We start from the raw sequence: 15,733 nt of genomic DNA on the forward strand, positions 1-15,733 counted from the left end.
GTGGCACGACGGAGCAAACGTATAGGGATCATCACTCTAGGAACGTTTGCCATTATTGTGGGGGGAGGAGCTTTATGGTGGTATTATGTGCGTGATGCCGATGCTCTTTGGAAGATTGTGCATGAGCGATGTGCCTTAAGTCCTCACCATACTCCTTGTGCCATTTATTCTCCCAGTAGAGGGATGGTCCTGCTAAAGGACCAGCGTGGGCGTGGGCAATATCTTCTTATTCCTCTTCAGCGTGTTTCTGGGATTGAATCGGAAATTTTGCTAAAACCAGATACTCCCAATTATCTTGAAGATGCTTGGGAAGAGCGTCATTTTGTGTCGGATGCTTATGGCCGTTTTATTGCGGATGATCGGCTCTCCCTGGCGATTAATTCGGCTGATACGCGAAGCCAGAATCAGTTGCATATTCACATAGACTGTCTCCGCCAGGATGTCGCGCAAGCACTGGAAGCCTACGCACCTTCTACGAAGAGTGGAGACATATCCCTTCGTGGGATGACCTATCGGACGTTGTTTTTACCGAGTTTAGAACCATCGCCTTTTTATCAGTTGCGGCAGGAGCTTTTTGCTTCTGAGGATGAGAAAGAGCGTGGACAACACGGAATTCTCGTTGCATCTCTTAAAGTGGGTGGGTTTATTTTGCTTGAAGAGCAAGCGACGCATGGGTTTCGCTTTGGTGGGATTGAGCGATTGCAGGACCATCAATGTCGTATAACTCAGCCTTAACGGATCTAATGAGCAAGGATCACGCATGAAACGGTTTTTTCGTTTTTCGCTCACTCTATTCTTCTTAGAAGTTGGAACTCTCTCCCACGCTGTGGCTGAAGCCCCAGCCAATGTCGGGAAAGCCATTATTGCGGCTGAGGCGTATCACGATAGCGGTGACTATCAAAGAGATTTTGATGCTATCATTGCGCAGGCTCGTAGCGTTTTAGACAAAGAAGCACCTAGGTTGAAAAAGCCAGCAATTATTTTGGATATTGATGAAACAACTCTTTCTAATTGGCCAGCAATGCGGGCTGATCGTTTGGGTGATATTGATGGCCCATGTGATCAGTTACCTAAAGGGCCTTGTGGGATGAATGCGTGGATTCAGCGTGGAGAAGGGCCCGTTTTTGAGGCGACGCGTGCGCTCTATCAAGATGCCCAAGCACATCATCTAGCGGTGTTTTTTGTGACAGGGCGTTCAGAGGATGAGCGGGGGGTAACAGAACGGAATTTGACACGAGCCGGTCTCTCAAGTTGGAAGAGGCTCTATATGCGCCCAGTGGGGGACCATCGTCGTGCGGAAGATTACAAAACGCCGATACGGTCCGCGATCGAGAAGCAAGGATATACTATTCTTCTCAATATAGGGGATCAGGAAAGTGACTTAATGGGTGGGCATTCTTTGCACGCCTATCAAGTGCCTAATCCATTTTATTATATTCCATAAGGATTTTTGAGAGAAGAAAGGTTTCTGCCAAAGAGAAATCTTTCTTCTTTATAAATTAATAATGAACTAGAGTACGTTGGCTGAATTAATGATGGGGCCGTGTTATTTATTATTAATTATTCTCGCTATAAAATTTCTGATCAGTTGTGAAGTATCTTCTATTTTTTCGTCTAATGCAAAGTGACCTGTGTCGAGGATGTGTAGTTCTGCTGTTGGTACGTCACGTTTGTTTGTAGCCCTTGTGCTCTCGGAACGATGAATGAAGGGTCGTAGCGGCCTAACCTAACGGCCTGCAACAGGGCCGGTAAAGATTGGATGATGGTGTGAGGCTAATTAGATGCATAATTTCAAAGGGAGGTATTGAAAAAAAACCGGGGTTGTGCCGTTTAAAAGCTAATCCAAATTGGACAGTTATTATATCGTATTCTATGAAATTGATGATATTACTAAGACTCTAAATAATCTGTGCTGCTGGCGTACGATTGTGGGATCAACCTTAAATTTTGGAAGTTCCTCTATGAAAGATAGTGTTGAATTTCTTTTTTCTTATGGAACCCTTCAACTGGAAAGCGTGCAATTAGCTTCTTTTGGCAGGAAACTAAAAGGAGGAAGGGACGCCATGATTGGTTTCAAAAAAGATCTTATCGAAATAACGGATGAAGATGTTATAAAGAAGAGTGGAGAAAGATTTCATCCTGTAGTTTCAGAAACCAATATTCCTTCTGATGAAGTGGAAGGTGTTGTTTTTGACATTACAAAAAAGGAACTATTATCAGCGGATCAATACGAGGTGTCTGATTATAAAAGAGTAAGTACACGTTTGAAGTCAGGAAAAGTGTCTTGGGTATACGTTAAATCATCTTGAATACTGTGATTGTTTTATTGGAACACTAGAATGAGTGCGCTGTCATATCTGGCCTTTTTTTCTATCATACGTGATAGCCTTTGAGACTGAGTCTTTTTGGTGCTGCTCTTGCCTGCGTTTTACACAGATTCGGAGACATCGGCTTGAGACTATTGTTGGGTGATAGTGTGAAGTTGGTCAGATGAGTGATTGTTATCTGTTTTCGACCTGTATTATTATTGTCAAAGCGACTAAACGTTCCCTAGGTAAGGTGGGAATAGTCCGAAAGGCAGGGAAGATTAAGACAGATAGGCGGTGTGATAAGAGGGCTCAAACAGCCGACCAGACCAAGCAATTCTCAGGCTTAAGAAAGCTGCTTACGTTACCATAAAAAGTTTTGAGGTCATGTTGCCCCAAAAAGGGGCAAACAAAACTCCTTCGGTATCAGGACCGGGCATCGAGGGCGGAGAGTGTCCTGTCCGAAAGCAACTCGGGGCGTATATCGCTCACAAGGTCAACACACTTTGCAGCAGCACCAAATTTTTACGTTAACCTACGTTATTAGCGCTATCACCACCAGTTACGGAGAAGCACCCTCCACTGATCATACGTGCTGCATCAGAGGCAAGAAAGGCAACCATTGGTGCTACGTCTTCGGGTTCAATCCATGGGACGCCGAGTGGTGATTTGCCTGCCAGGCCAGCACGGGCCGTTGCTTCGTCTTTGGCCACTTGTCCGGTTGGTGTCTTCCCTGCGACTTCGATGGCTTGTGCATAACGCTGTTCATGGCGGGTGAGCGGTGTGTCGATCAGGCCGGGAATGAGTGCATTAACAGTGATATGATGTGGCCCCAGCTCGAGTGCGGCTGATTTCATCAGGCCGATGATACCCCATTTTGAGGCGGAATAGGCCGAACCATTGAGCGTTCCATGCTGCCCTTGCGTTGACGACGTTACGATAATCCGACCGCCGCCGCGAGCGACAATATGCGGCGCGAAAGCGCGGATGGCATTGGCAGTACCATTGAGATTAACGTCGATCTGGTCATGCCAGTCTGGGTCATTCATCTCTAAAAGTGATTTGAAGGCTTGAATACCCGCATTGGCAAAAAGGATATCAATGCCACCGAATGTGGCGACAGCGCGTTCAGCTGCCGTACGAAGCAGGTGAATTTTCCGTTGGTCCGCGACAATAGCTAACCAGCGACCACCTAGCGCTTCAATGCGTCGCCCTGTCTCGGCTAAGTCAGCAGGCGTAGCGGGGGTCACCTCCAGCGTGTTACTGACCGGCCCTGCAATATCAATGCCGACCACATTGGCGCCTTGGCGGGCGAGTTCAATAGCTGTTGCTCTTCCAATCCCTCGGGCTGCACCAGTCACGATAGCTGTTTTGCCTGCGAGGGTATTCGTCGTGGTTAGTTTATTTCGTTCTTGTGCGTATGCTTCTGTCATGTTCCATGCTCCAAAATGAGCTTGTGTAGCGGCTGCTAAAGCACAGGCGGGCACGCCTCCAAGAAGGAGGCGTCGGGAAATGTCTTTCATGGCCATCCCTCCAAGATATTAGCGTGTCAATGTTGGCCTCAACCTGCGAGACGTCAAGGTTTTGTTCTCATTTATCTGAGAGGTCGGAAGGCTTGTTGGTTTACTGATTGTCATGAAGTGGCGCGAGGAGGCGATTGAGATAATCGAGCTCACTTTGCGGACGTGTCCGGTCTGAGGCACGGCGTTGCAGTTCGCGTTCAATCGCGCGTCTTTGGTTATTATCCTGGCTAGGGATATGTGCATCAGATGTGGGGCCGTCATCAAGTTTCCGGCCTAGCGGGTCCTGTTGCTTTGGCGAACTATCATCGTCGTGGTTCTCATTTTGGTCGTCTGAATCTTCGTCTTGATCTGGGTCAGTTAAGTCACTGCCCAGATCATTTTGTTTTTGACCGGCACCGTTTTGCGGGCTTTGGCTTTGTTCACCTTGGGACGGAGGAGGGATAAAGCCGAGATGCCCTTTTTGTGATGATTTCTGGCTTTGTTGCATCTCTTTACGCGCTTGAGAGAGGTCATCAAGCACCTTTTGTTCCGAGATTACAGCATGATCGTCACGTTGTTGTGCGAGGTCATGCAGGGCCGTACTCATATCGTGGTCTGCTTTTTTAAGGCCTTTGAAATTTTGATGAATTTGTTCCTGGCTGCGGCGCAGAAGAATACGATCCAAGGTTTGTAGGGCTCGTTGAATGGCATGGTCATGCCGCCGTTCAGGCGATTGCTGCCAGAGGATTGTGTGATCCAACTCCTGGGAGGAGGTGCTGTCCTGTGTGTTGGCTGGAGGGTTCATCCCCAATTGGCGGAGGAGATCAGCCGTTGACATATGGCTGATATCTTCATGCTCAAGATTACCATTCTTTTGGGCAGCGGTGAGGCGCGCTTGGGTGCGATTCAGCAATTGAGTTTCTTGTTTGATGAGATCACGAAGGGCTCTTTTTTGAGCACGAATTTCTGCTTGAGCTTTCATTTGTTGCGCAAGCGATTGCATATCGCCCATCGTTGCTTGGCGCATACGTTCAGCCATATCAACGAGCTGCCGTAATGACGCGAGAGCCTGGTCTGTTTGATTATGCAGGGCGTCTCTCTGAATGGTTTGAGAAAGTTTATTCCATGGAGCACCTTTCCCATTAGGTAACGGCATGACGATGCCGCTTTGGTTGGCCTTTTGCACCATGAGCGTCATACGGGTATTGAGTGCTTTTTGAAGGCGATCAAGCCGTTGATGTAATTCCGTTTGCTGGGCTGTTGTTGGCGGGTGTGCTGCAGCCATGTGTTCAAGTTGTAAGGCAACATCCTGTTGTGCTGCGCGAAGTTCCGCCATGGAAGCCGCCATGACAAGACCATTTTGTTGGCGATCCTCAGCATATAAAGCAAGGAACCAGAGCTTTTCTTGCAAGGTATCAAGTGCGGTTGTGGAATGAAGTTGCGTGATGATCATCCAGAGAGGGGTGAGGATATCACGCGGGAGGGGAAGCTCTCCTAAAAGGGTGAGATCGCGCTTGGCTTCCGTTAAGTTCTCGTCGCCTAAAGCTAATTGTTGTCTTAGTGTAATAAGGGCTCGTGCCAAAGGATCTGTAAACGGGCGTGCGCCTAAGCGGAAATGAACGGAAGTGCTTGTGCTTTCCAGGCCAGATACCCCGCGTGCGTGAAGGCGTGCATTAACGATCATTCCCGCAAAAGGGTCATCTGAAAGATCAAGCGTCGTTTGTGCATGAGCGTCGCGAGGGTGTCCCGTGAGAGGAATGGGAATGTGTGCAACACGGTGGCGACGATTTTGATGGGGATGGGGCGGAAGGCTTAACTCAATCTCCAAAGACGCAATGCCGTGATTTTGTTGCGCTTTCCAGGGGAAGGTTGTGTGCCAATCATCGGGTTGAGTGCTTGGTTTCCCTGTCCATTGTACGACGGGTGGGAGATCCGGAGTAACGTTAAGGGGCCACGACGCTAGTGTACGTCCACGGACGCGTATTGTAATGGTCGCGCTTTCTGTTAACTGTCCCTCAACCTGCCAGCTTTTCTCGGATAATTGTCGATAGTGAAGGGAGTGGACGCCACTCAGAGAAGGAGCCGTGGCGCTCCCGGTGACGATGAGATGGAAAATAGCCCCCTGCGCTAAAGGCGTTGAAGAAGGGGGGGGATTGGCGTTTAAAAAAAGCGGTGGAGCTGGTGCATAAGAAGGGTTATCGATCCAAGCCTGAAATTGAGGGAGCGCAACACTATCATCATCAGTGCCGGGAAGAAGACCAGCGCGAATACGGGTCAATGTATAGGGATTGCTGATGTAAAAAGCACCTCCCATCCCAAGAATGACTAAGAGGGCAATGACTTTATCACGCGGCTTGGGGAAAAGCCTCGGCGCATGGACGCGAAGATTCTGGGCTCGTTCAAGAATACGGCTTTGGTGTTGAGCCCAGACGAACTGTATGCCGTCATCCGCTGATGAAACAGCGTCTGTGGTGATAGGACGAGCCGGCACATCGGACAGCACCATGAGCGGTTGAAAGGACGTGCGTGAATCACGTTCAATCCGCGTATCAATTTGTTGTGAGGTAAGGGGGGGAAGGCGTTTAAGAGCGTGGATAATACCCCATAAAACACCTCCGAAAAGAGGCACCTCAATCAGCCAATGGAGACTATCTGGGAGGGACTGAGGGAAATGGAAAAGCGAGCTTCCAACCCATAGAATAGGGACGACCAACCAAAGACGCAGGGCCCGCCAGAGTTGCTCTATGCGTAACACAAGGCGTGCTTTTTGGCGTGTCGTATCAATCCTGTGCGTGAAGCTCGCTTTCATAAGTGGGCCTTATGATTCCGTTTGAGAGAGCCATTGAGGCAATCGCTCATGAGCCATGAGCTCTTCTAGGCTTTGGCGTTGGCGGATGATCTCCCATTTCCCCTCATGAATCATAACCTGAGCTGCAAAAGGGCGCGAGTTATAGGTAGAACTCATGACGGAGCCATAAGCGCCAGCATCTAAAAAAGCGAGGATATCATGACGTTTGAGAGAGGGAAGGGCACGTTGGCGTGCGAATGTGTCACTGGATTCACAAACAGGCCCGACGACATCGACACGTTCTATCGGGGTTGAGGGGCTTGTGGGGCCGACAGGAAGAATACCGTGCCATGAATCATACATCGCTGGGCGCACGAGGTCATTCATACCGGCATCAACAATAGCGAATTTACGCACACCTTCTTTCGTATCAATGACCTGCGTTAAGAGCACACCAGCAGGTGCTGCGAGCCAACGTCCTGGCTCAATGCGAAGATGGACGTCCATATCACCAAAAATATCGTTGATGACATGGGCGAGCATGGAAGGTGGTGGGGCTATTTCATCGCGGTAAGTGATTCCCAAACCACCCCCACAGTCAATTTCTTCTACGGTGAGACCCTCATGCCGCAAAGAACGGATGAGCTCTGCGATTTTGGTATAACCTTGTCTGAAGGGAGCTTCAGTTGAGATCTGGCTTCCAAGATGGACAGCTAGCCCCACGAGATGAATACCGGACATTTCGCGTTGAGCATGACGATAAAGAGCGTGGATCTCATTATAAGCGATACCGAATTTGTCTTCAGCGCGGCCCGTTGTGATTTTATCATGCGTTTGCGCATCGACATCAGGATTAACGCGAAGGGAAATGCGCGCGCGTTTTTTCATAGTGCTGGCAAGAGCATTAAGACGGTAGAGCTCTTCACGGCTTTCAACATTTATTTGAGCAATATCATGTGTAATAGCGAGCTTGAGCTCATCATCTGTTTTGCCGATTCCAGAGAAGACAATACGCTCTGCGGGGATATTGGCGGCAAGAGCACGTTGTAATTCCCCACCGCTGACAACATCAGCTCCCCAACCTTGCTGGGCAAGAAGTGACAGACAAGCACGGTGGTCTTGTGACTTAACGGCGAAATGGTAGTCAATGGGTAAGCTATATGCTTCGAAAGCAGTTTGCATGTCCTGGGCGCGTTGGCGGAGTGTTCCGGCATCAATGATCCAGCATGGCGTGCCGACAGCCTGTGCAATATCGCGCAGAGCAACCCCGCCCATAACCAACCCGCGTTGTAGATCCTTCTTAAGGGTCGGATGGTTGTGTAGTAGGGTGTCTAAGGTGGGGTCAGGATGTGAAGTAGTCATTCCCTTAGGTTACCGTTCCTCGTGCAGGTTGGAAAGGCTCACTGCGTGGAATGAAGGCAGAGAAATGCCTAACTAAGGAGAAGAAAAATAAATACAATTTTTGGTAAGGGATACATGGTGCACCCGAGAGGACTCGAACCTCTAACCCCCAGATTCGTAGTCTGGTGCTCTATCCAGTTGAGCTACGGGTGCATGCGAGAACGCATTATGTATTATGGTGCACTCGAGAGGACTCGAACCTCTAACCCCCAGATTCGTAGTCTGGTGCTCTATCCAGTTGAGCTACGAGTGCGCTGTGGGGCGGTTTCTATCGGTTCCTGCTGTGGGGCGCAACCCCCCAGCAGGCGTTTTTTTTATTTTTCTTACAAAGTCGCGACGGGGCTTAACGTCTTACCAAAGTAACGTGAGCGCGGCAGCGTGGGCTGCGATAGGTCCCCCCGATTGCGCGTCCAACAGGATAGCCATCAAATGTCTGGCGGTAGGGGGTATTGTTCATCCCTTTATCGACCAATTCAGCGTGATAATTTTGTTGGCCCTCATGATAGGAGCCGTGCAAAACGGAAGAATTCAGCCCTGGATTAAAAACGAGACTGTTCCCACGTAAGCGAAGGGCTGAGAGCTCTTCTGTTGGGCATTGGCCTTCGTCTGTAATGAGTTTGCCAACCCAGGTGCCATAGGGATCAGAGTCAGCATTAGGGGAGCTGCATGAAGCCAAAAGTGCCAGGCTTATGAGAGGGAAAAACAGAGTTAGGCGCATGATTGTCCCTGAGTGAAGGCGGGTGAAGACAAAAAGAAGTGTAGAACTCATTCGTTAAGGATGACGTCGCTGGTCTGTCGTCCTATAGAGACTATCACGATATATAGTATGTTACATAGTTAGAGGCGAGGTCAGAGTCTTGACGCAGCATAATGCGAATTCCCTTCAGAATCTTGAAGCCACCCTTCATGAGGATAAAATTCTTATCCTCGATTTCGGGAGCCAAGTAACGCAGCTTATCGCTCGTCGCGTGCGCGAGAGTGGTGTTTACTGCGAAATCTGGCCATTTACTGCAACAAGTGAGCAAATCAAGAAGTTTAGTCCACGAGGGATTATTCTTTCTGGAAGCCCAGCCAGTGTTCATGACACTAATGCCCCTAAAGTGCCAGAGGGTGTCTTTACAATGGGGCTGCCCGTGTTGGGGATTTGTTACGGTCAGCAGGCCATGTGCCATAATTTGGGCGGGCGTGTCGAAACACACAATCATCGTGAATTTGGCCGTGCCTATATTGATATTGCTGAGGAATGCTCACTTTTTCATGGCGTATGGGCGCAGGGAGGGCGTGAACAGGTGTGGATGAGCCATGGCGACCGTGTCACAGCTCTTCCGCCAGGCTTTAAAGCGGTAGCCTATTCTGAAGGGGCGCCTTTTGCGATTATCGCGAATGAGGAACGTCACCTTTATGGTGTTCAGTTCCATCCTGAGGTTGTGCATACACCTCATGGTGCAGCTTTGTTGCGTAATTTTACCCATGATGTTGCAGGTTGCAGCGGCAGCTGGACGATGGCGGGTTTCCGTGACCTAGAAATTGAACGTATTCGCCACCAGGTTGGTGATGGTAAGGTCATTTGCGGTTTGTCTGGTGGGGTGGATAGCTCTGTTGCCGCTAAACTGATCCATGATGCGATTGGAGACCAACTGACCTGTATCTTTGTTGATCCGGGAATTCTGCGCGCTGGAGAAGCGGATGAAGTGGTCACCACATTTCGGGATCGCTTCAACATTAAGCTGGTCCATCGTGACGCCTCAGACCTTTTCCTTGGCGCGCTGGAAGGGGTTAGCGACCCAGAAGTAAAGCGTAAAACCATTGGCCGCCTTTTTATTGAAGTGTTTGAGCAAGAAGCTGAAAAATTGGGTGGCGCGCAGTTCCTCGCTCAGGGGACGCTTTACCCTGATGTGATTGAAAGTGTGAGCTTTAACGGCGGCCCCTCTGTGACGATCAAGTCACACCATAATGTGGGTGGTTTGCCAGAGCGGATGAATATGGAGCTGGTTGAGCCATTGCGTGAGCTCTTCAAGGATGAAGTACGCGCTTTAGGGCGTGAGCTGGGCGTGCCAGAACATATTGTGGGGCGGCATCCTTTCCCAGGGCCAGGATTAGCGATTCGTATTCCTGGCGCGATTGACCGCGAGAAGCTTGATCTTTTGCGTAAGGTCGATGCGATCTATTTGGAAGAAATTCGTAAAGCTGGGTTGTATGATGAGATTTGGCAGGCTTTTGCGGTCCTGCTTCCAGTTAAGACGGTGGGTGTCATGGGTGATGGCCGCACCTATGACCAAGCCTGTGCCCTTCGCGCTGTCACCAGCCGAGATGGCATGACGGCTGAGGTCTATCCGTTCTCGTTCGAGTTCCTTGGCCGTGTCTCTGGGCGCATTGTAAATGAGGTTCGCGGCGTTAACCGCGTAACCTATGACATTACGTCCAAGCCACCAGGAACGATTGAATGGGAATAATCCCGCGTCTAATATAAGTAGATATCAGACAGCATGAGAATGCCATTAAGCCCGCGGAGATGCGGGCTTTTTGCGCTAGCGTGGAATTTCTTGTTATCAGACTGTCAATGTCATAGCAAACAGAATGCATACTAAAATTAAAGTTTGTTCTTGCGGATAGAAAGGTGAACTGTATTTGAGTTTATGGTTCTTATTTACATACAAGAGGTCAACATCTAAGGGGCGACGAAATCCGACTAAATACTACAGTCCTAGAGTGCCGATAGATATTGGAAGAAGGTTGGTGTAGTAATTTGGTGCGAACCGAGAGGCGGTATGTATGACGATGGAAGCGGAGGCCTTAGCCAATATTCTGAAGTGGTCCGTTGATAGTCCTGGTTGGCAACGTGATGCGTTGCGTAGACTTGTGGAACAAGAAATTCTGGATCAAACGAAGATTGATGAATTGGTTTCCATTTGTAAGGGTGATAGCCTAGCTGTTCCACTGAACGAGGGACATCTTCGTAACCCGAATCTCGACCCGCGAGCAGTTAACCTGCGACAGGTGAGTGGTGTTCGGCATGTTAATGCTCTGGCTCAGGATCAACGGTTGACGTTTTCCCGTGATGGTTTGACCGTCATATATGGTGATAATGGATCAGGGAAATCTGGCTACGCGCGTATTCTCAAGAAGGTGTGCCGCGCACGAATGGCTGGGAGGATCGAGGAAATTGTCCCTGATGTGTATGAGGTTGAACCAGGAGGTGTGCCAAGCGCTACAATCGAATATGTAATTGGTGGTCAGAAACGTAATTGTGTTTGGGAGCTTGGACACACTGCTGATACAGCGCTTTCAAGCATCAGTGTGTTTGATTCCCGTACCGCTAATGTCCATGTCGATGCTGAGAATGATGTGGCCTATACGCCGTTTCCACTCAAGTTGTTAGGTGAACTTTCGCAGTTGTGTGCGTCGGTCAAAAACAAATTGGCAGAGGAAATTGCGCATATAAAGAAGCAAACACCTGAAGCGATCAAGGTGCCGGCATTTAGTAGAGACACAGCGGTTAGTAGGCTTATGAATCAACTTGCTGCTGATACTGAACCGGAGACGGTTGAGGCATTGGCTGCGTTGACGCAATTAGAGCAAGACAGGCTGTTACAGCTTACAGAAGATTTAGCTGGTGATCCAGTCCGCAAGATGCGTCAACTTGATGGGGTAAAAGCCAAAGTTGAAAAATATATTATACGTCTCGATCAATTGTTTTCTTCGATCAGTGATGAGAACACTAAGAAGCTACATTGTTATGCTATTGATAGTGATGTTGCTCGTCGAGCTGCAGAAGCTGCTTCTAGTAAGCTTTTCCGTATCGAACCTTTACCGCATATCGGGTCAGAGATTTGGAGGGCGTTGTGGGAAAGTGCCCGAGCATTCTCGGATACTGAGGCTTATCCCAAACGGTGCTTTCCCGTCACAGACTCCGGTAGCGTATGTGTGCTTTGCCAACAAGAATTAACGCCCGTTGCTGTTGATCGTCTGAATCGTTTTGAGGCTTTCATACGCAATGATAGTCAAGCGCGTGCTGAGGCTGCACGGCTTGCATATGATCGGGAGCTCGCAACGTTCAAGGAGAAGGCTATCTCGTTGGGTGAGCTGACGGATATAATAGAGACTATTCGTAATGAACTTGGTCTGGATGGCTTGGCACTAGAGTTTAGATCTGCGATTGTAAGTGCTTTGTGGCGTCATCGTCAAGTTCGACTACGCCATGTAAATCAAATCGTTTCTATTGATGTCACGGTTGCTAAATATCCTCGTCAGGCATTGGTCGAGCAAGTAAAGGATATTCAGAAGCGGATGGACGCTCTTGTGGTGGATGCTAGCTCTCCAGTTCGTAATGCCTTGATAGCTGAGAAGGCTGAGCTTGCGGACAGACAATTTCTTGGTGGTATTAAGGCGGATGTCCTTAAAGAAATTGAACGCCGGAAACAGATTGCGTTGCTAGAGGTCGCTCAACGGGACACAGCGACCAATCGTATTACTCTCAAGAGTACGGAGCTTGCTCGAACTTTAGTGACTGATACGCTGCGTGCTCGGTTTGCCCATGAAGTAGCAAGTTTTGGAATTGCTGACCTTGCTGTAGAGCTTCGTCAGGGCAGAAGCTCGCATGGTAGTCCTCGCTTCAAGGTATCACTTATACGGAAGCCAGACGCTTCGGTTGGGCAGGTGTTGAGTGAGGGAGAGTATCGATGTGTTGCCTTAGCAGCATTTATGGCTGAACTGGCCACTGCAGAAAATAAGTCCGGCATCGTTTTTGATGATCCTGTTTCCTCACTTGATCACATGCATAGGGAGGCCGTAGCCAAGCGCTTGGTGGCAGAGGCTGCGCATCGCCAAGTTATAGTTTTCACTCATGATCTTGCGTTTTTGTTTGAGTTGAATCAAGCCGCGGGCAAGCAGTCGGTATTAATTGGCTCTATCAGCCGAGGGGCCGACAAGGTCGGTTTTTGTCGCAATGAGTCGCCATTCAAAGCGCGTCGAGTGAATGAAATCGTGGTTAAGTTAAAAAAACAAGTTGAAAATAAAAGGTATCATTTTGAGACGGGTAATTTGGATGAATGGCGTAAGTCCGTTAAATATATTGCTGCGACGTTACGTGATACTTGGGAAATTGCAGTTGAAGAAGTTGTCAGTTATGTCATCCAACGATTATCTAACAAAGTGAAGACGCCTGGCCTGGTCAAGTTGACTGTAATTACAGTTGCTGATTGCAAAGTTATGCGGAGCGGGTTCGATTGCTGTTCTGAGTTGCTGCATAGTGCAGCTCCTGAATTGAATCGTCCTCTGCCGAAGCCAGAAATACTGATCGCTGAGATTGATAAGTTAGGAAGGTGGGTGGCGATCTTCAACAGCGTCAGAATGCTGCGAAGTTATCATAAGTGTTCAATGTGTTATCTAAATACCCTGTAGTTTGGAGGGATAACCGCACGGTGTTTACAGCTCAGCCATTCTATTACGTCATTCCGTGAAACAACACCTCCATGTAAGAGAAGCTCTCTTTTTCCGCCAACATGGTGCGGCATGATCATGAGAGGGGTGTTTTCGTCCATGAAATGAACACGGAGTTGTTCCCAGCGGGGAGCGATGAATTTTTGAAAGGCTTGGACGAGAGCGCATTGGTCAATGCACCAATTAGTTACGTTTTGGGGGCTATAGGCTCGTTGGATGTAGTTGTGTAAAAAGGTAGCGATGGACGGAAGAAGAGATTTTTCCCCAAAATAGGAAATTCCAGCGCCAAATCCCCAAGGTTCACCATGAGTCTGCTTGCCGGTTTTGTCATAGGCATAAAGCCGGAATCCATAATCGGACGATTCACGTAGATTTTCCCATAATTCTATAAAGTTGGTGGGGAAATATCCATCGCAGTCTGCAGTAATGATGGGGCACGAGTAAGTGTTTGCGATGCGTGGCAATATTAAATAGCGAATGGCGGTAAAGGCCGCGCCATCGGCGTGCGCTAAGGTGCCTGTAAGGAAAGTTATATCGATTCCAAAATCAGTTTCTGAAAGGGCTTTTTGAATGTGATGAAGAAACGTGACGTGCTTTGGTGTGGGGTCATGAATGCCTAGGCATAAGCGAATTCGACCGCATTGCTTTCCTTGTTTTGCTTTAAGAAGATTTAACAGTAATTTGGGAATGAAGTCGAAATACCCAGAATTACAACCAAAAACGATACCTAATTCGGGCTCTTTATGAGCTTGGCCGGAGGGGTAATGGCTTTCATGCCAGGACCAAGAAGAGATGCCGAATATGTCGTCTATGTGTTGTGTATCGAGGTCATGTGATGTTTTTTCACTAAGCCAGGAGAAGATACCGCTATTATAGTGCACCGGAGAGATCGCGTCGCGTAGAGCAAAGTTTTTTGCGTTTTCATAATGTATGTCCGCAGCTGCCCTATGGCCTGATAGCCAGGCGTTATGTCCTTTGTTGATTTCAGTCCAATAAGAGGCACCGTTATAGAGCACGTCACGATTTACATAATCTTCCTTTTGAGAGGGAAGAAGATTTTTTATTACATATTCGAAATAATTACTATAAAGGGCACGGTCTTTCTGAGGGATCTCAGCAGGAAGTGGCATCGGGACTAAAAATTCATCAAAAAAATTGCCGAAATACGGTTTATGTGCAGCGTCGCAGAGGTGACGTAATTCAAAATAAGCAGGTTGGCCTTTTTGTATTTTTTCACACATATCAGAAATAGTTTCGGTAAGGAATTCATCTGATCGATCAAAGGCTTTTTTGAGGAAGTGAGCAGCCTGGGAGAAGTGTTTTTGTTTAAAAGAACAAATCGATAGATAATAAAAGCAATCTAACCGTGGCTCTCTTGTCGTGCAATAGAGCAGGAGCTCTTGCGCGAGGTCCCACATCTCACAGAGCGCACAGGCATGCGCTAGTTCAATATGATGTGCTATGTCGTAGGGCTGAAGGCGAACGCGCAGAAGGGATAGATTGACCCTTCTTTCCCTATCAGGAAATTTCACACTAGCGGATGATAGTCGCTTTTGGGCGGTATTTATAAGATCATAAATGATCGCCGGGGGCGATATTGATAATGTTGTAATGGCATGTTGATGAGGAGAGGAAAGAAACAGCGTGTCTCCAGTATGTTGTATCTGGAGGCCATTAATTTTCCAGCGATGCGCGTGTAAGGAAATTTGATGCTCTGCGATGTTGAAGAATGCAGGGGCTTCATGGCCGATGCGTAACGCGTATGACCGAGCCTTATGCACCATAAGGAGTTGATTGAAGCTTATAGGGAGAAAATATTCCCATTCTTTAGCATTGGGCACGAGCTGCAGTTCAGCTTCATTACGGCTTGAGAGAAAAAATCCATCAATGGAGAGGGTACAAACGGTGCCGCTTGAAGGAAATTCCAGAAAATTTTGTGTGATATGATACGCCACTGATGTGTGAAGTTCTTCAGATAAGAGCGGCTGTGATGATCCAGATATAATATTTTCGATGGGGGCTTGGGTAAGAAAAGGGCCATCAATGGTAAGGATTGAACCATGCCATGAAAGAAAGAGTGTTTTCATGTCATCACGTTAAGAAGAGAAGGGTCGTATGGCAAGGTTGCTCATTTTTCGATGAGGTTCGTTAATCAATAACGATTGATAGAATAATGTATTTTCTTATGCGTCTATTGGCGAGTTTATTTAAAAATTTCTTTATTAAAAGATGTTAGTTAATGAATAAAAATCATGTTTTTGAGGTAAGGTAACGATGCTTATCGTTGTAAGAGGTCA

At 48.0% G+C, this 15,733-nt stretch carries 10 protein-coding genes and 2 tRNA genes; 5 read left to right on the forward strand and 7 right to left on the reverse strand.

The genetic code is table 11. The features are described from left to right. The 3 genes from GS501_RS03860 to GS501_RS03870 all read left to right on the forward strand — a co-directional run bounded on the left by GS501_RS03860 (position 1) and on the right by GS501_RS03870 (position 2,309). Positions 1–735 carry a CDP-diacylglycerol diphosphatase gene (locus GS501_RS03860; protein WP_160830517.1) on the forward strand — a complete coding sequence of 245 codons (735 nt, stop codon included), beginning with the start codon at positions 1–3 and terminating at the stop codon, positions 733–735. 25 nt (positions 736–760) lie between these two features. After that, positions 761–1,444 carry an HAD family acid phosphatase gene (locus GS501_RS03865; protein WP_160830518.1) on the forward strand — a complete coding sequence of 228 codons (684 nt, stop codon included), beginning with the start codon at positions 761–763 and terminating at the stop codon, positions 1,442–1,444. 517 nt (positions 1,445–1,961) lie between these two features. Continuing rightward, positions 1,962–2,309 carry a gamma-glutamylcyclotransferase family protein gene (locus tag GS501_RS03870; protein WP_160830519.1) on the forward strand — a complete coding sequence of 116 codons (348 nt, stop codon included), beginning with the start codon at positions 1,962–1,964 and terminating at the stop codon, positions 2,307–2,309. Positions 2,310–2,836: 527 nt separating this feature from the next. Here GS501_RS03870 and GS501_RS03875 read toward each other — a convergent pair. The 6 genes from GS501_RS03875 to GS501_RS03900 form a co-directional block, all read right to left on the reverse strand. Beyond that, positions 2,837–3,829, reverse strand: a complete 993-nt coding sequence (locus GS501_RS03875) for an SDR family NAD(P)-dependent oxidoreductase (RefSeq protein ID WP_202405285.1) — start codon at positions 3,827–3,829, stop codon at positions 2,837–2,839. A 100-nt stretch (positions 3,830–3,929) separates the two neighbouring features. Continuing rightward, on the reverse strand, positions 3,930–6,617 hold the full coding sequence (locus GS501_RS03880; RefSeq protein WP_160830520.1) for a DUF4175 family protein: 2,688 nt from the start codon (positions 6,615–6,617) through the stop codon (positions 3,930–3,932). A gap of 9 nt (positions 6,618–6,626) precedes the next feature. After that, a complete protein-coding gene (gene lysA, locus GS501_RS03885; protein WP_160830521.1) occupies positions 6,627–7,958 on the reverse strand; it encodes a diaminopimelate decarboxylase in 1,332 nt (443 codons plus the stop codon). Between the two features lie 115 nt (positions 7,959–8,073). Then, positions 8,074–8,150: transfer RNA gene (locus GS501_RS03890), tRNA-Arg, on the reverse strand. A gap of 23 nt (positions 8,151–8,173) precedes the next feature. Then, a tRNA-Arg gene (locus GS501_RS03895) sits at positions 8,174–8,250 on the reverse strand. A gap of 90 nt (positions 8,251–8,340) precedes the next feature. Then, positions 8,341–8,766, reverse strand: coding sequence for a hypothetical protein (locus GS501_RS03900; RefSeq protein WP_237442386.1), 426 nt, complete (start codon positions 8,764–8,766; stop codon positions 8,341–8,343). A gap of 88 nt (positions 8,767–8,854) precedes the next feature. Between GS501_RS03900 and guaA the strand changes: the two genes are divergently transcribed. Both guaA and GS501_RS03910 read left to right on the forward strand, forming a co-directional pair. Continuing rightward, positions 8,855–10,450, forward strand: a complete 1,596-nt coding sequence (gene guaA, locus GS501_RS03905) for a glutamine-hydrolyzing GMP synthase (protein WP_160830522.1) — start codon at positions 8,855–8,857, stop codon at positions 10,448–10,450. Between the two features lie 319 nt (positions 10,451–10,769). Further along, a complete protein-coding gene (locus GS501_RS03910; protein WP_237442387.1) occupies positions 10,770–13,397 on the forward strand; it encodes an AAA family ATPase in 2,628 nt (875 codons plus the stop codon). On the opposite strand, the gene GS501_RS03915 is transcribed toward GS501_RS03910, so the two are convergent. Continuing rightward, the gene (locus tag GS501_RS03915) at positions 13,379–15,523 is read right to left on the reverse strand and encodes a hypothetical protein (RefSeq protein ID WP_160830523.1); all 2,145 of its coding nucleotides are present in this window, start codon (positions 15,521–15,523) and stop codon (positions 13,379–13,381) included. The two genes, GS501_RS03910 and GS501_RS03915, sit on opposite strands and share 19 nt — an antisense overlap. Positions 15,524–15,733 lie beyond the last annotated feature (210 nt).

This window comes from Saccharibacter sp. 17.LH.SD (genome assembly GCF_009834805.1).
Classification (GTDB): domain Bacteria; phylum Pseudomonadota; class Alphaproteobacteria; order Acetobacterales; family Acetobacteraceae; genus Saccharibacter.

Coding starts and splice junctions, on each gene's coding strand:
- GS501_RS03880 (WP_160830520.1), bottom strand. CDS start 6,617: ATGAAAGCGAGCTTCACGCACAGGATTGATACGACACGCCAAAAAGCA.
- GS501_RS03915 (WP_160830523.1), bottom strand. CDS start 15,523: ATGAAAACACTCTTTCTTTCATGGCATGGTTCAATCCTTACCATTGAT.
- GS501_RS03865 (WP_160830518.1), top strand. CDS start 761: ATGAAACGGTTTTTTCGTTTTTCGCTCACTCTATTCTTCTTAGAAGTT.
- GS501_RS03875 (WP_202405285.1), bottom strand. CDS start 3,829: ATGAAAGACATTTCCCGACGCCTCCTTCTTGGAGGCGTGCCCGCCTGT.
- lysA (WP_160830521.1), bottom strand. CDS start 7,958: ATGACTACTTCACATCCTGACCCCACCTTAGACACCCTACTACACAAC.
- GS501_RS03870 (WP_160830519.1), top strand. CDS start 1,962: ATGAAAGATAGTGTTGAATTTCTTTTTTCTTATGGAACCCTTCAACTG.
- GS501_RS03910 (WP_237442387.1), top strand. CDS start 10,770: ATGACGATGGAAGCGGAGGCCTTAGCCAATATTCTGAAGTGGTCCGTT.
- GS501_RS03900 (WP_237442386.1), bottom strand. CDS start 8,766: ATGAGTTCTACACTTCTTTTTGTCTTCACCCGCCTTCACTCAGGGACA.